The 19,393-nt window shown below is 31.5% G+C and carries 20 protein-coding genes and 1 tRNA gene; 9 read left to right on the forward strand and 12 right to left on the reverse strand.

The window, feature by feature from the left end; translation table 11 throughout:
* The first annotated feature begins 10 nt into the window (after positions 1-10).
* The 4 genes from G4D72_RS10580 to G4D72_RS10595 all read left to right on the forward strand — a co-directional run bounded on the left by G4D72_RS10580 (position 11) and on the right by G4D72_RS10595 (position 4,517).
* Positions 11-1,243, forward strand: coding sequence for an MDR family MFS transporter (locus G4D72_RS10580; RefSeq protein ID WP_166077667.1), 1,233 nt, complete (start codon positions 11-13; stop codon positions 1,241-1,243).
* 65 nt (positions 1,244-1,308) lie between these two features.
* Positions 1,309-1,668 (forward strand): BlaI/MecI/CopY family transcriptional regulator, encoded by a 360-nt coding sequence (locus G4D72_RS10585; RefSeq protein WP_166077668.1) that lies wholly within the window; start codon positions 1,309-1,311, stop codon positions 1,666-1,668.
* 2 nt (positions 1,669-1,670) lie between these two features.
* On the forward strand, positions 1,671-3,467 hold the full coding sequence (locus G4D72_RS10590; RefSeq protein ID WP_166077669.1) for a M56 family metallopeptidase: 1,797 nt from the start codon (positions 1,671-1,673) through the stop codon (positions 3,465-3,467).
* A gap of 132 nt (positions 3,468-3,599) precedes the next feature.
* Positions 3,600-4,517 (forward strand): hypothetical protein, encoded by a 918-nt coding sequence (locus G4D72_RS10595; RefSeq protein ID WP_166077670.1) that lies wholly within the window; start codon positions 3,600-3,602, stop codon positions 4,515-4,517.
* Positions 4,518-4,692: 175 nt separating this feature from the next.
* Here G4D72_RS10595 and smpB read toward each other — a convergent pair whose 3' ends face one another.
* The gene (smpB, locus tag G4D72_RS10600; RefSeq protein WP_166077671.1) at positions 4,693-5,151 is read right to left on the reverse strand and encodes an SsrA-binding protein SmpB; all 459 of its coding nucleotides are present in this window, start codon (positions 5,149-5,151) and stop codon (positions 4,693-4,695) included.
* A 215-nt stretch (positions 5,152-5,366) separates the two neighbouring features.
* Here smpB and G4D72_RS10605 point away from each other — a divergent pair, with 215 nt between their 5' ends.
* The 4 genes from G4D72_RS10605 (at position 5,367) to G4D72_RS10620 (ending at position 6,674) form a co-directional block, all read left to right on the forward strand.
* Positions 5,367-5,645: a hypothetical protein gene (locus G4D72_RS10605; RefSeq protein WP_166077672.1), complete on the forward strand. Its 279-nt coding sequence runs from the start codon at positions 5,367-5,369 to the stop codon at positions 5,643-5,645.
* Positions 5,646-5,667: 22 nt separating this feature from the next.
* On the forward strand, positions 5,668-6,309 hold the full coding sequence (locus G4D72_RS10610; protein ID WP_166077673.1) for a hypothetical protein: 642 nt from the start codon (positions 5,668-5,670) through the stop codon (positions 6,307-6,309).
* A gap of 91 nt (positions 6,310-6,400) precedes the next feature.
* Entirely contained in the window at positions 6,401-6,547 is a 147-nt protein-coding gene (locus G4D72_RS10615) for an SsrA-binding protein (protein WP_166077674.1), read from the forward strand.
* A 53-nt stretch (positions 6,548-6,600) separates the two neighbouring features.
* Positions 6,601-6,674, forward strand: a tRNA-Arg gene (locus G4D72_RS10620).
* 91 nt (positions 6,675-6,765) lie between these two features.
* Here the strand turns inward: G4D72_RS10620 and G4D72_RS10625 are convergent.
* Genes G4D72_RS10625 through meaB form a run of 4 tightly spaced genes read right to left on the reverse strand, consistent with a single transcriptional unit; the run spans position 6,766 to position 10,311 of the window.
* Entirely contained in the window at positions 6,766-7,413 is a 648-nt protein-coding gene (locus G4D72_RS10625) for an FMN-binding negative transcriptional regulator (protein WP_166077675.1), read from the reverse strand.
* Positions 7,414-7,466: 53 nt separating this feature from the next.
* Positions 7,467-8,891 carry an FAD-dependent oxidoreductase gene (locus G4D72_RS10630; RefSeq protein WP_166077676.1) on the reverse strand — a complete coding sequence of 475 codons (1,425 nt, stop codon included), beginning with the start codon at positions 8,889-8,891 and terminating at the stop codon, positions 7,467-7,469.
* A 9-nt stretch (positions 8,892-8,900) separates the two neighbouring features.
* The gene (locus G4D72_RS10635; RefSeq protein WP_166077677.1) at positions 8,901-9,221 is read right to left on the reverse strand and encodes a superinfection immunity protein; all 321 of its coding nucleotides are present in this window, start codon (positions 9,219-9,221) and stop codon (positions 8,901-8,903) included.
* Position 9,222: 1 nt separating this feature from the next.
* Complete coding sequence (meaB, locus tag G4D72_RS10640; protein ID WP_166077678.1) at positions 9,223-10,311, reverse strand: methylmalonyl Co-A mutase-associated GTPase MeaB; 1,089 nt, start codon at positions 10,309-10,311, stop codon at positions 9,223-9,225.
* 202 nt (positions 10,312-10,513) lie between these two features.
* On the opposite strand from meaB, the gene G4D72_RS10645 reads away from it, so the two are divergent.
* A complete protein-coding gene (locus G4D72_RS10645; RefSeq protein ID WP_166077679.1) occupies positions 10,514-11,917 on the forward strand; it encodes an FAD-binding oxidoreductase in 1,404 nt (467 codons plus the stop codon).
* 126 nt (positions 11,918-12,043) lie between these two features.
* On the opposite strand, the gene G4D72_RS10650 is transcribed toward G4D72_RS10645, so the two are convergent.
* The 7 genes from G4D72_RS10650 to G4D72_RS10680 form a co-directional block, all read right to left on the reverse strand.
* Positions 12,044-12,433, reverse strand: coding sequence for a hypothetical protein (locus G4D72_RS10650; protein ID WP_166077680.1), 390 nt, complete (start codon positions 12,431-12,433; stop codon positions 12,044-12,046).
* 1 nt (position 12,434) lies between these two features.
* A complete protein-coding gene (locus G4D72_RS10655) occupies positions 12,435-13,004 on the reverse strand; it encodes a hypothetical protein (RefSeq protein WP_166077681.1) in 570 nt (189 codons plus the stop codon).
* A gap of 307 nt (positions 13,005-13,311) precedes the next feature.
* The gene (gene secA, locus G4D72_RS10660) at positions 13,312-16,671 is read right to left on the reverse strand and encodes a preprotein translocase subunit SecA (protein ID WP_166077682.1); all 3,360 of its coding nucleotides are present in this window, start codon (positions 16,669-16,671) and stop codon (positions 13,312-13,314) included.
* Between the two features lie 136 nt (positions 16,672-16,807).
* Positions 16,808-17,029, reverse strand: a complete 222-nt coding sequence (locus G4D72_RS10665) for a DUF2795 domain-containing protein (RefSeq protein ID WP_022828503.1) — start codon at positions 17,027-17,029, stop codon at positions 16,808-16,810.
* A 171-nt stretch (positions 17,030-17,200) separates the two neighbouring features.
* Positions 17,201-17,770 carry a cob(I)yrinic acid a,c-diamide adenosyltransferase gene (locus G4D72_RS10670; protein WP_166077683.1) on the reverse strand — a complete coding sequence of 190 codons (570 nt, stop codon included), beginning with the start codon at positions 17,768-17,770 and terminating at the stop codon, positions 17,201-17,203.
* A complete protein-coding gene (locus G4D72_RS10675; protein ID WP_166077684.1) occupies positions 17,770-18,717 on the reverse strand; it encodes a TerC family protein in 948 nt (315 codons plus the stop codon). The genes G4D72_RS10670 and G4D72_RS10675 overlap by 1 nt, the downstream gene beginning before the upstream one ends.
* A 26-nt stretch (positions 18,718-18,743) precedes the next feature.
* Positions 18,744-19,304: a DUF1543 domain-containing protein gene (locus tag G4D72_RS10680; RefSeq protein ID WP_166077685.1), complete on the reverse strand. Its 561-nt coding sequence runs from the start codon at positions 19,302-19,304 to the stop codon at positions 18,744-18,746.
* Positions 19,305-19,393 lie beyond the last annotated feature (89 nt).

The raw sequence follows: 19,393 nt of genomic DNA on the forward strand, positions 1-19,393 counted from the left end.
ATATTTTATTATGATTCAAAAAGCTTTTCGCCAATACATTTCTAATTTTCAGGGTTTTTCCCGTGAAATCTGGATTCTTACCTTAGTTACTTTTATCAATCGAGCTGGCACAATGGTTTTGCCGTTTTTGTCAAAATACTTAAATGAAGATTTACATTTTCCATTATCTCAAGTAGGAACCATTATGGTGTTTTTTGGTTGTGGTTCGATGTTAGGATCTTGGTTAGGTGGCAAGTTGTCTGATACCATTGGTTTTTATAAAATAATGATATTTAGCTTACTTGTTAGTGGATTGATGTTCTTTGGTTTACAATTCATTACTTCATTTTACGGTTTATGTATTGGTGTGTTCTTAATTATGACAGTTTCCGACATGTTTCGACCTGCAATGTTCGTATCTTTAGGAGCTTATGCTAAGCCAGAAAACAGAACTCGAGCTCTAACTTTAGTTCGTCTGGCTATCAATTTAGGTTTTGCAGCCGGACCAGCTTTAGGGGGATTGATTATTATGGGAATTGGTTATAAAGGGTTGTTTTGGGTAGATGGATTAACTTGTATTATTGCCATTTTAATTTTTTGGGTAAAGGTTAAAGAAAAGAAAAAATCAACCTATTTAGATAAAAATCAACCTGGCGATGTTTTAGTGCAATCGGTTTTTAAAGATAAAATTTATTGGTTGTTTCTAGCCACTTCATTAATTGTAGGGATCATGTTTTTTCAATTGTTTACCACAATTCCATTATACCATAGTAAACAATTTGGCTTATCGGAATTTCAAACTGGTTTGTTGTTAACTTTAAACGGTGTATTGGTTTTCTTTTTAGAAATGCCAATTGTAAATTACATTGAGAAAAATAAAAAAGACAAACTAAAAGTCGTAATCACAGGAACTTTATTAATGGCTATAAGTTTGCTTTTAATGTTAGTAAATACTTGGGCTGGGATTTTAATCATCATGATGTTTTTCATGTCTTTTGCAGAAATGTTTAATTTTCCTTTTTCAAATGCTTTTGCTATGAGTCGTGCTCCCAAACACCAACAAGGTCGTTACATGGCAATTTTCACTATGAGTTATAGTTTAGCTCATATTTTAAGTGCTAAAATCGGAATGACAATCGTTGAAGCCTATGGTTATCAGGCCAATTGGTTGTTTATGGGTTTACTTGGGATTACTGCGACTTTTATAGGTTTTTATGTTTTGAAATTAGTCGCAAAAGAAAAACTTAACGTTAAAAATAGTTAAATAACTATAAAAATAGTTGTGTAACTATAAATATAGTTATATATTTGTATAACAAAATTATCGTTATGCAAAAATTAACCAACAAAGAAGAAGAAGTAATGCACATTTTATGGAAGCTAAAAAAAGCTTTTGTAAAAGATGTTTTGGCGGAGTTTACAGACGAGAAGCCACACTACAACACACTTTCTACAATTATTAGAAATTTAGAAGAAAAAGGATATGTTTCTTACAATGTGTATGGGAATACGCATCAGTATCATCCAATTATAGATATTGAGGAATACAGAAAAACCTTTATGAAAACGGCTATTCAGAATTATTTTGGTAATTCATACAAAAATTTGGTTTCGTATTTTGCTGAAGAAGAAAAAATTTCAGCAGACGAACTTCGTGAGATTTTAGATATCATCGAGAAAAAGAAATAGGTATGGATACCATTTTCACTTACATATTAAAAGTAAATGTTTTAATTGCGTTGTTTTACTTGGTATACCAATTAGCGCTTTCTAAAGAAACCTTTTACAAACATTCGAGATGGTTTTTGCTTTCAGGTTTATTTATTTCTTTATTGTTGCCATTCGTAACTTTTACAAAAATTGAATATTATGAAGCAAAAGAAGTGCTAAGTAATTCCATCGAAAGTAATGTATCACATATGGTTCAAATTTCAAATGAAGTCGCCCAAGAACCGATACTGACTAATTTAGAAATTTTGTTTTTAATATACGGAATCATTTGTTTTGGGTTCTTATTAAAAACAATATTCGATTTTGTCAAGTTGTTTAAAATCATCAAAGTTTCTAATTCGGAAAAGAGGGAAAAATTGGTTTACATTAATACGAATTTAGTTCAAACGCCTTTTTCATTCTTTAATTATATAGTTTTCAACAAGGAACTCATCAATCCAATTGAATTACAAAATATAATCAAACACGAAGAAGCACATTCTATGCAAAAACACAGTTTCGACACCTTGTTAGCGCAGTTTTTTATTATTCTTTTCTGGTTCAATCCAATCGTTTGGTTGTATCGAAAAAGTATCGTTCAAAATTTAGAATTTTTAGCAGATAGCTTTGCTATTCATCAAGTTTCAGATAGAAGAATGTATCAAAAAACCATGTTGAAAATCACCACACAAGCTTCAAATATTACAATCATCAATACATTTAATCAATCATCAATCAAAAAACGAATCATTATGTTAAACACCAATCAATCGAACAGAAAAAACATTTGGAAATTTGGAATTATTCTTCCATTTGTAACCGCATTTATGTTATTGTTTCAAGTAGAAACTATAGCTCAAAAGAAAATTGTAAAAGAAACTAAATCTGCATTTGTATCAACGTCTAGTTATTCTTCTATTGTAACTAAAAACACAACTGATAGAGAGTTAAAAGAATTAGAAAAAACCTTTTCAATAGACAGTTTTAAGTTAAGAATTTCAAATGTAGAACGAAATAGAAACAATGAAATCATAGCTTTAAAATTAGAATTTGATTCTGGTAAAACTTATAATGAAATTTTGGAAAGAAAATCCACTTCACCCATAGATGACATCAAAATTTTTGTTAATACGGATAAAAATAATGTAAAAACTTGTGGTTTTTTAGAAATAAGTGGAACGTTTAAAAAAGAAATTAGTGATGAAGTCATTGAAGTTGATGGGTTCGAAAACAGTGAAAATCCAAAGTATTTTAGTATCGATAATATGTCTAAAAACGGGAAAGAAGTTGTTTTAATTGTAAATGGTAAAATAAAAGGCGCCACTGAGAAAATGAAAATTCCTTTTGATGAAGAATTGGGTGAAATGAAAGAAATTACACCATCTGAATTTGAAAAGAAATATAATAAAAGTGCCAACAACGATAGATATTATTATGAAGTGAAAACTGTGAAGTCGAAATCTAATGAAGAGAATGTAAAAGTGGAGATAGAAAAAAAAGAATTAAATCCGTTGAAAGTTGAATTCTCATTTTCAGAATCAGATCAGGTGGACCAAATTGATAAAGTAAAGAAAGATAAAAATGTAGATGCTAAAAAAGCTTTAATTATATTAAATGATAAAGAGATAAATTTTGAAGAATTAGAAAAAATAGATTCTAATTTAATTACCACTGTTAGCGTTATGTCGGCTTCTACATTTGCCATGAAAAAATTTGGAGAGAAAGCTAAAAATGGAGTTATTATCATTCAAACAAAAGAGTTTGTTGAAAAAAAATAAAAACAGAATTAAGTACTTAATAACTTTTGAATTAGGCATTTCTGTTAAAACCCGTTAATTAACAAAATTTTAAAAAATCGTTTTTGTAAAAATTATATTTTTGGACAATAATTTTAAAAATTAATAAGTATTATGAACGCTAAAACGTTATTTCAAGGAATCGTATTGGCAAGTGCTATAACTTTTTTGCCGAATCCAACTTTTGCTCAAAACAACAGATTAAATCAGGCTGTACAGCCCGTATACAAAAGTTTCGAGTTGCGAATAGATAAAGCCATGACTGATGCGCAATTGAAACAAGATGAAACGGATGCTAAGAAGTTCGATTTTGAAGTTGCTTTTACTGGAGTGAAGCGTAACGATAAAAAAGAAATTACAGCTATTAAAATTGCTTATAAAGACAAAGAAGGCAATTCGGGTAATTATAATGTAAGTTCAGAAACACCAATTGCAACCATTTCTATTACGAAACAATTTGATGAAAAAGGAAAAGGATTAATCAATATTCAATCTGGCGATAAAAGAAATGATATTTTTGGTAATGGTTTTGCAGGTTTAGGAAATGGCTTCGAAATGAATAATTTCGATGATATCTTCAACAACAACATGTTCAAAGGATTAATGGATAACAATACCATCGATTTAGATAAATTCAAAGAATTACAAAAAGGATTTTCAATGGATTCATTAGGTGGAAAATTTAAATCTTTTACATTTAAAGATGGTGAAATGTTAGGAGATAACCCAGACATGAAGTTAGAAGAAGAATCCACAGATGAAAACGGTGTAACCACAAAAAAATATTCAGATGGAAAAGGAAATACTATGATTTTTTCTGAAAAAAGTTTTTCATCTGACGGCAATTCTGACGATTTAGAAAAATTTAAAAAAGAACAAAAAATTCAAATTCAAAAAGGATTTAAATCCGATTCGTCTTCAAAATCCGATTTAGAACAATTGAAAGAAGAATTAGAAAAAACAAAATCAGACTTAGAAAAACTAAAAACCGACTTGCGAAAAGGCAGTAAAGGAGTAAAAGGAGGGAAGTAGTAGTTTTTAGTCACTGTTTTCAGTCTCAGTCTCAGTCTCAGTTTTCAGTCACAGTTTTTAGTTAATTGTATTGTGATATTGACACTGTCGAAATATTTTAAATATCAAAAAAAGCCAGAATTTCGAACGAAATTCTGGCTTTTTTATTCGTAAATCGTAAATCGTAAATCCCAAATTACCTAAACTCTTTTTTAATTCGGGCGATATCACGTTTAGTATCGTTTTCTTTTAGGGTTTCCCTTTTGTCGTAATTTTTCTTCCCTCTGCATAAAGCAATTTCTACTTTTGCGAAACCTTTTTCATTGGTATAAAGTTTCAAAGGAACAATGGTCAAACCTTTATTATCTGAATCTTTATCTAATTTTTTTAATTCTTTTTTATTTAAAAGTAATTTGCGTTCGCTCTTGGCTTTGTGGTTATAATGTGTACCAAAAGCATATTCTTCAATGGTAGCATTTATCAAAAATAATTCAGTTCGGTCATTAAATTCGCAAAAACTTTCTGCGATAGAAGCTTTTCCTAAACGTATCGATTTAATTTCAGTACCAGTTAATACAATACCAGCGTTATATTTGTCTATAATTTCATAGTCAAAACGCGCACGTTTGTTTAAAATGTTTATAATCTTTTGCATAGTAAGGCAAAATTAAGGTTTATTTTTGAAATAGCCACAAAAAATAAGTTGGCTTGCAAACATCAATATAGATAAACTATACCGTATGGCTGATATAAAACAAAAATCAGCTACATGTGAAAGAAAAAAATTATTTTTACGATTTACATTTGTTCATAATTATAAAATAATGTATTTTTATAATACTTAACCGTACTAACTTAAAAATTTAAATTATGAGCGATTTTCAACTGACTGAAAAAGAAGATGTTGTTTCTTTAAAGTTTCCTAACAAAGAAGTAATGTCCGATAAAGAAGATATATTACAACGTAAATCTGATTTAGAGCGCGCTTTAACATTAGGAAATCTTGAGCATTTAAAAATTAAGATTTTTTATGAAGATGATTCTTCGAAAAGAGTAACAGAGACAACCGTATGGGGAATTACTGCAGATGAAGTTATTCTTAAAAAAGGAGTGGTTATTCCTATAAATAGAATTCATAAAATTATATAAAACTAAACTAAAACTATTTAAGATGAAGAAAATCCTATTATTGTGCATGTCTGTTCTATTGACGTTTGGAGTAACGGCTCAAGAAACAGAAGCTGGCGAAAAGAGAGCTAAAACTGAAAAAGCTAAGAAAGCGTTGTTAGCTAAAGAGAAAAAAGAAAAAGCTAAAAAAGTTGCCGAAGTCGCTAAAGCTAAAAAAGAAGCAACGGAAAAGAAAGAAGCCGCTAAAGCTAAAGTTGCTAAAGAAAAAATAGCTGCAAAAGCAAAAGTAGCAGAAAAAAAAGCTAAAGAAACGAAAGAAGAAGCAGATAAAATTAAAGCTAGTAAAGAAAAGGCTAGTAAAGCAAAAGCCACCGCAAAAGCAAAAGCCGAAAAAGCTAAGGAAAGTAAAGCGTCCGCTACCGGAACGGCAAAAGCTACTGCCACTAAAACAGAAGCTAAAGCAAAAACAGCGGCTACTAAAGCAGAAACAAAAGTAAAGAAAAAAACACCTGCTGAAATTCAAGAAGACATAAAAGAAACTCCTGCTTCTAAAGCAGCTGAGAAAAAAGTTGCCGACAAAGTTACTGGTACTTATAAAGGTAGAAAAGTATTTACGGGTCCCAGAGGTGGAAGATATTACATTAATAAAAATGGTAACAAAACCTACATTGGCGACGATAAATAAAGGTTAATATTATATTAAATTTCAAAATCCCATATTGTTTTAAACATGATATGGGTTTTTTTTATGTAGTTTTGCGCCAAATTAAAAAATAATGTTTAAAATTTTAGCTAAAATTAATAAAGCCATTTTGCCAAGTTATTCTAAGCAACGTCTTGATTTAGCGAAAGCTACAAAATTACAGAAAGCAATTATTGCTTGGCGTTATTATGTTACAATAAATGCTTTAGAAAAAAAGTAAAAATATATTTTTAAATTTAGAATTTAGTTCTATATTTGCACTCACAAAAATAAGGCCTCGTGGCGCAACTGAATAGCGCATCTGATTACGGCTCAGAAGGTTTCTGGTTTGAATCCAGACGAGGTCACAAAAAAAGCATCAAGAAATTGATGCTTTTTTTATTTAACTCTTTTTCTGCAAAAAGATATCTTAGTGTATTTGAATTTCGTAAAATTGCACTATCTTTCTTTATTTTTAGAAAATAGTTCGGCCTTCCGAAGCTTCATTTCTTCTGCAATTAGCAAATTATTTCCACCTAATTCCTCTAATTTTGAAACAATAGAAGTATAACTTTCTTCGTCTTTATTTTGACTTAATTTAAACGTATTGTCAATGGTTTCAACCTTAATTTCAAAACCTACAATAGCTGGCATGTACTTGTTTAAATATTCTTTTGGTAAGTTGTCGAAAATAGTTGGTGACTCCATATCATTGTTTTCAAATTTTAAAGTGAATTTTTTCATTAATGTAGCCAAACCTTCATTTGTCATAAAATTCATCTTACCTTTTACATGAACACTCATGTAATTCCAAGTCGAACCACTTTGAGGCGAATTATACCAAGTAGCACTAACATAAGCACTTGGTCCACTAAAAACTACTAAACAATTAGGATTTTCAATAAAAGCTTTATGATGATCGGTATTTCGCATGATGTGACCTTGCAAATAAAGTTCTTCATTTCTTACTTCTAATACTAAAGGTATTTGAGTAGCAACTTGTTCACCAGAAATAAAACTTCCAGTTAAAAAAGCAAATGGATATTTTTCAATGAAATCTAAAATTATTTCTTTATCATTTTCTTTGAAATAGGAATATTGATACATATGAATAGTTTTGTATTTTTTTGTAATTAATTAAACAGTATTTGATTACTTTTTTATTGATGTTTTCTGGGCTCATTGCTTTCATGAAGTACCATTTCGGAATGTAAAAATTCTGCAGCTGCCTTAGAGTCTTTCACTTTTACGGCACTTCTCGCTAACATTTCATTTTCAAAATCCGTTAAAATAGATTTTCTAATACCAGTATTTTTCCAATACGATTCAGCTTTTTTAATAAATCTTGCTAAAGATAGGGCATCTAAGAGCGCTTGGTTAGCACCTTGGCCTTTAAAAGGACTCATAGGATGAGCGGCATCTCCAAGTAATGTGACGGAATTACTTTTTTCTAATGATTCAGTCGTTAGTAAAGTTCTATCATAAACTGGATATCCCGAAATTTCTGTTTCTTGTGTAGCTTGCATTATTTCTGGAATCGGACTGTGCCATTGTGTTCTTCTGCAAGCTTCTTCCTTTAAAGCTTTTGCTCCTTTTTTACTTAGTTTTATGGCTTCAGCTTCCGACATAGGAAAACTAAATTGCCACATTATTTTTGTTGAAGAATAAGGCATCATGTAAATTCTTTCAAAACCATTGGCCGTTTGAAAAACAGTTTCTGAATCTAATAAAGAATTGGATCTGTTTTTTAAAGCATCAAGGGAACAAATCCCCAAGATTACAATACAGTTCAAATAACGTAAAGGAGCAATAGAATCGCCTAGTAATAATTTTCTCACAGTACTTCTTATTCCATCAGCTCCAACGATTAAATCGGCAGTATAGTTTTTAATTTTCCCGTTTACATCAAAACTAATTGTATTATTTTCTGAGGTATCAAGGTGAATCAATTGATGTCCCCATTTTACATTTTCAATTCCACCAAGTTGTTCTAAAAGTACCAATCGTAATGCTTGTCGTGCTATATGAACATTTGAATGTTTTGAATTTTCTTTTTTTTCTGAAGGTAACCATTTTCTCAAACCCCATTCACCAATAATTTTTCCATCAGTTGTATGAACAACATGTTTTGTAGATGTAATTCCATCTTTTAAAGTAGTTATTCCGAAACTTTTTAAAGCTTTACTAGCTTGTTGTAGTGTTAATCCATATCCTTGAGAACGTGCTTCGAAATTAGCATCTCGTTCAAAAAGTATAAACGGAATGCCTCTGTGTAAACAAGCTACGGCTAAAGCCACTCCGCCAATGCCAGCTCCAATAATAGCAACAATAGGTAGGTTTGTAGTATCAGCTTTAGTAGGAATTTCAGAACGTTGCAGCCCAGAACCTGAACAACTCACGCAAGTATGAAGTGTTCCTTTTGGATGTTCTGGTGCAATTCCTAAATGATTATTTTCTTCAAATTGTCGCAGTGCTGTTTGATATTGTTGTTGGGCCTTTTTGCTCACGCCACGATTTTTTTTCCCACGACCTTTACACGCAGAACAAATGGTCCAATTTGTATGGATTTTATCTTGTAGTTTCACTGGTATAATTTAATCGTCTATATCTTCACTTAATAAAGTTGTATTTTTACTTTTAGCCCACAATGCCCATAAAAAGCTAATAAACCATCCAATTACTGTCCAACCTAACAAAGCATTGAAAAGAAAGATAAATCTAAAATGTATTTTATCTCGAGAAATTAAAGTTGGAATAAAATATACTGCTAAAGCTACCATTCCAGCCATAATTTTTTCAACAGAAATTTTATTATTCTCAAAAGGTAAACCAGTTTGTTGTGCGAAATTATTGTTGAAAAAAAACAACATTATTAAAATTAATCTTATTGTTTGACTTTTAGAAGTAAGTATCATTTTATGTTTTTTTCTTAAAGGCCTCTAACAATAACTGTGCACCACTAAAAGGAGATATCTCATGATTCAAAACCTGTTGTTTCACCAATTCTAATTGCTTTATAATTTCAGGATGATTGTAAAAACTATTTTTCAATTGTTCATTAATAGTTTCTAACATCCAATATTGGTTTTGTTCTTCCCGTTTTGCATCAAAATAGCCAGAAGTTGTGGTGTGTGAAATATACTCCAAAATTAAATCGTAAACAGCAGCTATTCCGTCAGTAGTTACAGCACTACATGTAGTAACTTTAGGTTGCCAACCTGAACTTTTTGGAGGAAAAAAATGTAAAGCTCGGTTAAATTCTACTTTTGCCATTTTGGCTTTTTGTATGTTATCACCATCGGCTTTATTAATTACAACTGCATCTGCCATTTCCATAATGCCACGTTTAATGCCTTGTAATTCATCGCCTGCACCAGCAATTTTCAATAGTAAAAAGAAATCCACCATACTATGTACGGCAGTTTCACTTTGTCCAACACCAACAGTTTCAATAATAATCGTATCGAAACCGCAAGCTTCACATAAAATAATAGCTTCACGAGTTTTTCTCGCCACACCACCTAAACTTTCTCCAGAAGCACTTGGTCTAATGAATGCATTTTCATCTTTTACCAATTCTTCCATTCGGGTTTTGTCGCCTAAAATACTTCCGTGACTCAACGTACTACTCGGATCGATAGCCAAAACTGCGACTTTTTTTCCTAAGCCTGTCAAATGTTTTCCAAAAGCTTCAATAAAAGTACTTTTTCCCACACCAGGCACACCAGTAATTCCTATTCGTACCGATTTATTCGCAAAAGGTAAACAACCATTGATTACTGCATTAGCCTTTTCTAAATGATTGTTATTCGTACTTTCAATTAAGGTTATAGCCCGACTTAACGCTACTTTATCGCCAGCAATAATTTTTTCAATCAATTCAGTAGCCAAAATTTCTTTTTTTCTAAAAGCTTGAATATGCTTCGCCACCTGAGAACTTAGTATTTCAGGTTTATTAACGCCGTCTTTTTCGGAAAGTGCAGATATTTTATTATTTTTACTCAATGATTATTGCTTTGTGTAAAAGTAAGAATTTTTTTTCAGAAGCCAAATCCTGCTATCCGCTATATTCCCGATTGCCATCGGGAGATGCCGCTACTATCAGGGCTAGGGCAATCGTTTTCTAAATATAATAAATATAAGCCACGAATTCACAATAATTAAATTAAAACAATTCGACAATTCGTGGTATAAAAAAAACATAACAATGAATTTCAATCAAGAAGCCTTTCAAAAACTAACTGCTATAGTTGGCGAAAATTACATTTTTACCGATGCAGAAACGCTGTTACATTTCGGACACGATGAAACAGAAGATTTGTCTTTTCCTCCGCAAGTTGTAATCAAACCAGCAAATACAGAGGAAATTTCCGAAATTTTAAAAGTTGCCAATCAATATAAAATTCCAACGACTCCAATTGGTGCTAGAACAGGTTTAAGCGGTGGCGCTTTGTCGATTTTTGGTGGTATTGGGTTGTCGTTAGAACGCTTAAACAAAATTTTAGAAATAGACGAAAATAATTTACAAGTTATTGTAGAACCCGCAGTTATTACTCAAGTTTTACGTGAAACAGTAGCCGAAAAAGGCTTATTTTATCCTGTCGATCCAAGTAGTATGGGAAGTTGTTGGATTGGCGGAAACATTGCCGAAAATTCTGGTGGCGCCCGAGCCGTAAAATATGGAGTAACAAAAGATTATGTATTAAACTTAGAAGTGGTTTTACCAACTGGTGATGTCATTTGGACAGGAGCGAACACGTTAAAAAATTCAACGGGCTATAACTTAACCCAATTAATGGTGGGAAGTGAAGGTACTTTGGGTGTAATTACTAAAATTGTTTTAAAATTAATACCACAAAACAAGCATAATGTGTTGTTGTTAGTGCCGTTTTATAAAGCGGAGCAAGCTTGCGAAGCCGTTTCAGCAATTTTTAGAGCCGGAATTGTACCAAGTGCTTTAGAGTTTATGGAACGTGATGCTATTGATTGGACCGTAAAGTTTTTAGATGGAATTTCAGTTGATATTAAACCCGAACATCAGGCACATTTGTTAATTGAAGTCGATGGGAATTATCCTGAAATTTTGATGTTAGAAGCAGAAAAAATTTTGGAAGTGGTAGAACAGTTTGAAATCGATGAGGTATTATTTGCGGATACTGAAGAACAAAAAAATGCACTTTGGAGAATGCGTAGAGGAGTAGGAGAAGCCGTAAAATCGAATTCAATTTATAAAGAAGAAGATACAGTAGTGCCGCGTTACGAACTGCCAACTTTGTTAAAAGGAATTAAGGAAATTGGAGCAAAATACGGTTTTCAATCAGTTTGCTACGGTCATGCTGGTGATGGAAATTTGCACGTGAATATTATTAAAGGAAATATGACAGATGACAACTGGAAAATTGAAGTTCCAAAAGGAATTAGAGAAATTTTCGCATTAACCGTTTCTTTAAATGGAACGCTTTCTGGAGAACATGGCATTGGTTTGGTACAAAAAAACTATATGGATATTGCTTTTAGTAAAGTGCATTTGGAATTATTAGAACGTATTAAAGCCATTTTCGATCCAAATAATATATTAAATCCTGGGAAAATTTTTCCGGATGAGTTGTAAAAAAATATAGCCGTAAATTATCGAATTAAATCGAATACTTACTTCGATAAATTCGATAATTCGCGGCTAATAAATAAATATATTTTGCGTTTGAGATTCTGAAACAAGTTCAAAATGACAAGTATGTTATTTCTTCAAATATTCTAACAAAACAGGATCTGCGTTTTTAAAGGTATTATCCATTTCCGTAATAGTTGCCATACGTTTTTTGTTGAGTTTGATTAAGATGTCTTTTTCTGTTGTGAATAAAATTACAGTTAAAAACGGATTATTGATGTATTGACTTAAAAGCATTACCACATCTTCAATAGGTTTTATTTCTACAATTTCTTCAGACAAATATCTGAAAGTAACATTGAATTTCAATTGGTCATTATCAACAATGGTTCGGAAATAAATATTCGTTAACTCTGTTTTTCCAATGGTTTTACCTAGCGTTAATTTAGCAAAGGTTCCATGCTCTAAACTTGATTTTAACTGTTCGAAAAGGATATGAATGGGTTCTAAATAAATCATATTATAAGCCTAATTTTTCTAATACATCTTTTCCTAAAACCTGTTGCATCATTGGACTTTCACCATTATAATTAATGTATTTCCAAGTTCCGTTAGTTAATTTGTCTGAAATGGCAATCATTTTGGCTTTTCCATCTACAGTAAAAACTTCTGTCTTCTCATCTAAAGTTACAGTGTAGTCAGTCATGTTTTCTTTTAAATTAGTTAGAATGAATTCTTTATTTTCACCCAATGCCTCTTTAAATTTCATGGTCATTCTGTTCTTGTGCTCAACAATACAATATTTGGCACCTTTTATACTTAAAATTTCTGAAAATGTAAATTCTGGATTAACTTTTTCAATAGTAATTTTCATTTGCTCGTTATCGAACATCTGATTCATAACAGCAATCATATCGCTTTTAGAAGCTATTTCAAAAACTTTTGGATAGGTTGATTCAAGTACAATGTCATATTTTTTTTCAATAGTCAAATTGTATATTTTTTGAACTTCAATTTTCATGCTTTCTAAAGTTTGAGAAAACCCAAAAACAGAAGCAAGTACAAACAAAATGGTAACTTTAATTTTCATCTTTTACTTTTTTTGTAAAAGTAGTAAAAGTTAAGCATAAAAAAGTCCTGAATTTTTGCTAATTCAGGACAAGGTGATTTTAATCTCTTTTTGGATTGTTTTTTTTATCTCGTTTTTCTTCTTTTTTCTCTTTCGGAGTCTTTAAGGGTTATTTTTTTGCTCCTTTTTTTGCGTCTTGACTTTTAGCCATGATAGTTTGTTTTATAATTACTTCGCATTATTTGTTTAGTAAAGATAGGTTTTAAAAAGGCAAAATCCCTAATTATTTCTAATTAAGGACTTTGCAATTTTAAACATTTAATAAGTTTTATTCATTAACGATTACATATTCACCAGAAGCAATCATACTTTCTGCTTTTTTGTATTTCATCGTTTCACTTTTACCTGTAATAACGTGTTTGATAGTCACATTATCGTTTCTGTTAATTTTTGGTTGATCACGAACTATAGTTTCAGTAACAGCTGGGCGTTGTTGCGCATTATTACCGGCTTCTCTGTTCGCTTCAGCTAATTCATCAGAATTTAATACTTCATCTTTAGATTCTGTATAATTGGTTTTCTTAGTTTCCTGACGTGCTTCCTGAATGTTATTGGTATTTTGCGTTGGCAATTCTCCTTTAAATAAGAAAGAAATAACATCTTTATTTACTTGTTCTATCATCGCTTTAAATAATTTAAACGCTTCGAATTTGTAAATTAATAAAGGATCTTTTTGTTCGTGAACCGCTAATTGTACCGATTGTTTCATTTCATCCATTTTACGTAAATGTTTCTTCCAAGATTCATCTACAATGGCTAATGTGATGTTTTTTTCAAAATCAGTAATTAATGATTTTCCTTCTGTTTCGTAGGCTTTCGTTAAATTAGTAACTACGTTTAGTGTTTTAATTCCGTCTGAAAAAGGAACAATAATTCTTTCAAATTGACCGTTATTGTTTTCATAAACGTCTTTAATAATCGGGTAAGCTTCTTTTGCATCACGAACTACTTTCTCTTCGTAATAAGCATAAGCAGCTTTGTATGTTTTAGCAACAATTTGTTGTTGGTTTAATTTTGAAAACTCTGCTTCTGTAACAGGTGAACTAATTGAAAATGTTCTAATTAATTGGAATTCGAAATTTTTAAAATCGTTTACAATTTTGTTGTTTTCAACAATAACTTCGCAAGTATCATAAATCATGTTTACAATATCTACTTTCAATCTTTCTCCTTGTAAAGCATGACGACGACGTTTGTAAACTACTTCACGTTGTGAATTCATAACATCATCATACTCTAATAAACGTTTACGAGTTCCAAAGTTATTTTCTTCTACTTTTTTCTGTGCACGTTCGATAGATTTGGTCATCATAGAATGTTGAATTACTTCACCTTCTTTTAGACCCATTCTGTCCATAACTTTTGCGACTCTTTCAGAACCGAACAAACGCATTAAGTTGTCTTCTAATGAAACATAGAATTGTGAACTTCCCACATCACCTTGACGACCTGCACGACCACGTAACTGACGGTCAACACGACGAGAATCATGACGTTCTGTACCGATAATAGCTAAACCACCTGCTGCTTTTACTTCTGGAGATAATTTAATATCCGTTCCACGACCAGCCATGTTTGTGGCGATAGTTACCACACCAGGATTACCAGCTTCCGCTACAATTTCTGCTTCACTTTTATGCATTTTAGCATTCAATACATTGTGATTGATACCACGCATTTTAAGCATTCTACTCAATAATTCTGAGATTTCTACAGAAGTTGTTCCAATAAGTACGGGTCTACCTGAATTTGAAAGCTCTACAACATCTTCAATCACAGCATTGAATTTTTCACGTACCGAACGGTAAATTAAATCTTCTTTGTCAATACGCGCCATTTTTCTGTTCGTTGGAATTTCTACAACATCCAATTTATAGATTTCGAAAAATTCTCCAGCTTCTGTAATTGCAGTTCCCGTCATACCTGCTAATTTGCTGTACATACGGAAATAATTTTGTAATGTCACTGTAGCGAATGTTTGCGTTGCAGCTTCAATTTTTACATTTTCTTTTGCTTCAATCGCTTGGTGTAATCCATCAGAATAACGACGTCCGTCCATAATACGACCTGTAGATTCATCAACAATTAATACTTTATTGTCCATGATTACATATTCTGTATCTTTTTCGAATACCGCGTAAGCTTTTAAAAGTTGGGTAAGTGTATGAATTCTTTCCGATTTAACAGAAAATTCTCTGTATAAATCTTCTTTTAATTCTGCTTCCGCATCTTTGTCTAAGTTTTGTTTTTCAATAGCTGAAATTCCAGTTGAAATATCTGGTAGAACGAAGAAGTTTTCGTCAGTATCTTGTGATAAGAATTTAATTCCGTTATCGGTTAATTCTACTTGATTGTTTTTTTCTTCGATAACAAAGTATAACGCCTCATCTACTTTAGGCATTTCTCTGTTATTATCTGCCATATGTGCATTTTCTGTTTTTTGAAGAATTTGTTTTACACCTTCTTCAGATAAAAACTTTATTAAAGCTTTGTTTTTTGGATGCGCACGATAGGTTCTTAATAATTGGAAACCACCTTCTTTAGTATTTCCTTCTTTTATTAAACGTTTAGCTTCAGTTAAACAATCTGTTGCGATTCTTTTTTGTAAGTTGAATAAATTTTCAACTTTTGGTTTTAATTCTAAAAACTCGTGTCTGTCTCCATCTTCAACAGGTCCAGAAATAATTAATGGTGTTCTAGCATCATCAATTAAAACAGAATCGACTTCATCGACTATAGCAAAGTTGTGTTTTCTTTGTACTAAATCCTCAGGTGAATTTGCCATATTATCACGTAAATAATCGAAACCAAATTCGTTATTTGTACCATAAGTAATATCGGCGTTATAGGCTTTTCTTCTAGCTTCTGTGTTAGGTTGGTGGTTGTCTATACAATCCACAGTTAAACCATGGAATTCAAAAATTGGTGCTTTCCAAGTACTATCACGTTTGGCTAAGTAGTCATTCACAGTAACTAAATGTACTCCGTTTCCAGTAAGTGCATTTAAATAAAGTGCTAAAGTGGCTACTAAAGTTTTTCCTTCACCCGTTTGCATTTCGGCAATTTTACCTTGATGTAACACAATACCACCCATTAACTGAACGTCATAGTGAATCATATCCCAAGTGATGGCTTTACCAGCTGCATCCCAAGAATTAGCCCAATTTACTTCGTCACCAACAAGGGTTATGTATGGTTTTGTGGCAGAAAGTTCTCTGTCTTTTGCAGTTGCAGTTACAGTTATTGTAGCGTTTTCTTTGAAGCGACGAGCAGTTTCTCTTAATACTGCAAACGCTTCTGGTAAAATTTCGTTTAATGTTTTTTCAGAAATTTCATAAGCTTCTTTTTCTAACTTATCAATTTCTGTGTAGATGTTTTCTTTGGCATCAACATCAATTGTTTGTTCAGCTTCTGTTTTTAAAGCTGCAATTTTGTTATCTTTTTCGGCACGAGCTTGCTTGATTTTATCTTTAAAGAAAGTTGTTTTAGCTCTCAATTCATCGTGTGAAATAGTTTTTAATCCTTCTTGAAAAGAATTGATTTTATTCACTATTGGTTGAATGGCTTTGATATCATTTGCAGTTTTATCTCCTACAAATACTTTTAATATCGAATTTATAATACTCATAATCTGTGTTTTATATGTGTTTTTAAACTGAATTTGAATCAGTTTTTCCAGAACTTACTCTGGATTTGTTTTCAGTTTGCTAAGATAACCAAAAAAAAAGCCTCATCGAAGAGACTTTTATTGGGTTATTTATTTTTTAATATTCATCCTCATTCCAAAGATAATCTTCATCTGTAGGATAATCAGGCCAAATTTCTTCCATCGACTCATAAATTTCACCTTCATCCTCAATAGACTGTAAGTTTTCCACTACTTCTAATGGTGCTCCAGCTCTTATCGCGTAGTCAATTAATTCGTCTTTTGTAGCAGGCCATGGCGCATCACTTAAATATGATGCCAATTCTAACGTCCAATACATCTTATTTAGATTTTTTAGTTTAATGCAAAAATAAATTTATTACTTAAAAAGACAAGTTTTTTTTGAATTATTTTTTAATAAATTTTAAGAACTTAATTTCAGTCGTCAATTTTCAGTTTTTAGTAGTCAGTTTGTATTGTAAACTGTACACCTTTTACTGTAAACGGAATACTATTTTCGTGGAATCCACTTCACTTCATCAGCGTTTAAATCTTGAGACAACTTTCGTGCCAATACAAATAAGTAGTCAGAAAGTCGGTTTAAATACTTAATAGCAGTGTCAGCTACAGGCTCATTATGACTCAAATGTACCGCTAAACGCTCGGCTCTTCTGCATACACATCGTGCAATATGACAATATGACACAGTTGTATGTCCGCCAGGCAAAACAAAATGTGTCATTGGCGGCAAAGCTTCTTCCATGGTGTCAATTTCTTTTTCTAATAATTCAATATCACTTTCCAAAATCCCTAGATTTTGTAGTCGTTTTTCACCATTTTTTAAAACTTCTTTTTCTGGTGGTGTGGCTAAAATAGCTCCGACAGTAAATAATCTGTCCTGAATTTCTATTAATATATCCTTGTAGTGCGAATTGAAATCTTGGTCACGAATAAGTCCGATATGCGAGTTTAACTCATCAACTGTTCCGTAGCTTTCAATTCTGATATGATCTTTTGGGACACGCGTACCACCAAATAGAGCAGTGGTGCCTTTGTCTCCAGTTTTTGTATACACTTTCATTATTTATTTTTATTTTTTTGTAATGAAACCAAAACTCCTGTTGTAATAGATACAGCTATAAAACCTAAGGATAACCATTCTGGGAAAAATTCTGGGAAGTGATGAATCAATAACATTTTTATTCCTACGAAAGTTAAAATAGCAATTAAACTGTATTCGATGTAGCTGAATTTTTCAATCATATTGGCTAGAAAGAAATACATAGAGCGTAATCCTAAAATAGCAAAAATGTTAGAGCTAAACACTAAAAATGGATCAGATGTGATGGCTAAAATTGCAGGCACGCTGTCTAATGCGAAAATCACATCCATGACTTCTATTACGATTAATGCTATAAATAAAGGTGTTACGTAATTGATATTGTTTTTTCTAATGAAAAATTTTTGCCCTTCAATTTCAGTGTGTACTGGGAATATTTTGCCAATGAATTTGTAAATTTTCGAATCTTTTGGATCGAATTCTTCTTCTTCCTTACTGAAAAGCATTTTCATTGCGGTGAAAATTAAAAAGGCACCAAAAACATAAATGATCCATTCAAATCTGTTGATTAAAGCTACACCTAAGAAAATCATTAAGCCTCTAAAAACTATGGCTCCGATAATTCCCCAGAATAAAACTCGGTGTTGGTATTTTTGTGGAATTTTAAAAGAAGCAAAAATTATGGCGATTACAAATATGTTGTCTGCACTTAATGAAAGTTCGATTAAATACCCTGTAATAAATTTTATTGAAGCATCGGCAGCTTTTAAATTGGTTGGATTGGCAATATGTTCTCCACTATATAATAAGTAAACTACACCGGAAAACATAAAAGAAAGGGTTACCCATAAGATGGTCCATTTTGATGCTTCTTTACTGCTAATGATGTGTGGGTTTTTATTAAAAACACCTAAATCTAAGGCTAAAAAAATTGAAATAGCGATTAAAAAAATAATCCAAACTGTCATAATAATTGATTTTGCACAAATATAAATTAAAAATCAGACTTTTTTAGTTTCGGTAAGCTTAAATATGCTACGTTAATTTTGTCTTCATAATAAGTGTCTGTTTTGGTGATTTTTAAACTGTATTTTTCTTTAAATTCCGGTAATAAAATATCTTCAATTTTATAGATTTCATCAATGTCAACACCGTATTTTTCATCGATATGTGAAGGTGCTTCTTTGAAACTAAATTTTTTATAAAAAGTAGATTTTTTAGCTTTTCGAATGGCTTCAGCTTTTGATTTAGCTACAATAAGGATTTTATGATGGTATTCTTCCATGTCGTTAGGTAGATAGCCGCCAAGATTTATGAAAAAAATATTTTCTTCTTTAGAAGCAGTGTTTTTTTCAACAACATCAATTTTGTAATTATCAATAAATTCAACCTTTCGCCACGAATCTATATGAAATTTTCCCTGACATTCTTGCCAAGAGTTAGAGATGTGTGGTATCAATTCTTTTAGATGATTGGCAATTCCGAAAAAAACATCATGTTGTTCTGTTAGCCTGTTTTTTGGAGTACACCCTATAATTGCGAAGTAAAAATTCATAAAAAAAATTAATTATTTTAATACTACCCCTAAATTTTTGGGGGTATATTTTTTTATTTGTGATTTATTTGTATTTTTGTTCCATAAAA

The organism is Flavobacterium difficile (genome assembly GCF_011392115.1).
GTDB classification, from domain to species: Bacteria; Bacteroidota; Bacteroidia; order Flavobacteriales; family Flavobacteriaceae; genus Flavobacterium; species Flavobacterium difficile.

Coding starts and splice junctions, on each gene's coding strand:
- G4D72_RS10635 (WP_166077677.1), bottom strand. CDS start 9,221: ATGATACTTACTTCTAAAAGTCAAACAATAAGATTAATTTTAATAATG.
- smpB (WP_166077671.1), bottom strand. CDS start 5,151: ATGCAAAAGATTATAAACATTTTAAACAAACGTGCGCGTTTTGACTAT.
- G4D72_RS10605 (WP_166077672.1), top strand. CDS start 5,367: ATGAGCGATTTTCAACTGACTGAAAAAGAAGATGTTGTTTCTTTAAAG.
- G4D72_RS10680 (WP_166077685.1), bottom strand. CDS start 19,304: ATGAATTTTTACTTCGCAATTATAGGGTGTACTCCAAAAAACAGGCTA.
- secA (WP_166077682.1), bottom strand. CDS start 16,671: ATGAGTATTATAAATTCGATATTAAAAGTATTTGTAGGAGATAAAACT.
- G4D72_RS10610 (WP_166077673.1), top strand. CDS start 5,668: ATGAAGAAAATCCTATTATTGTGCATGTCTGTTCTATTGACGTTTGGA.
- G4D72_RS10645 (WP_166077679.1), top strand. CDS start 10,514: ATGAATTTCAATCAAGAAGCCTTTCAAAAACTAACTGCTATAGTTGGC.
- G4D72_RS10595 (WP_166077670.1), top strand. CDS start 3,600: ATGAACGCTAAAACGTTATTTCAAGGAATCGTATTGGCAAGTGCTATA.
- G4D72_RS10655 (WP_166077681.1), bottom strand. CDS start 13,004: ATGAAAATTAAAGTTACCATTTTGTTTGTACTTGCTTCTGTTTTTGGG.
- G4D72_RS10590 (WP_166077669.1), top strand. CDS start 1,671: ATGGATACCATTTTCACTTACATATTAAAAGTAAATGTTTTAATTGCG.
- G4D72_RS10585 (WP_166077668.1), top strand. CDS start 1,309: ATGCAAAAATTAACCAACAAAGAAGAAGAAGTAATGCACATTTTATGG.
- G4D72_RS10650 (WP_166077680.1), bottom strand. CDS start 12,433: ATGATTTATTTAGAACCCATTCATATCCTTTTCGAACAGTTAAAATCA.
- G4D72_RS10625 (WP_166077675.1), bottom strand. CDS start 7,413: ATGTATCAATATTCCTATTTCAAAGAAAATGATAAAGAAATAATTTTA.
- G4D72_RS10665 (WP_022828503.1), bottom strand. CDS start 17,029: ATGTATTGGACGTTAGAATTGGCATCATATTTAAGTGATGCGCCATGG.
- G4D72_RS10675 (WP_166077684.1), bottom strand. CDS start 18,717: ATGACAGTTTGGATTATTTTTTTAATCGCTATTTCAATTTTTTTAGCC.
- G4D72_RS10670 (WP_166077683.1), bottom strand. CDS start 17,770: ATGAAAGTGTATACAAAAACTGGAGACAAAGGCACCACTGCTCTATTT.
- G4D72_RS10580 (WP_166077667.1), top strand. CDS start 11: ATGATTCAAAAAGCTTTTCGCCAATACATTTCTAATTTTCAGGGTTTT.
- G4D72_RS10615 (WP_166077674.1), top strand. CDS start 6,401: ATGTTTAAAATTTTAGCTAAAATTAATAAAGCCATTTTGCCAAGTTAT.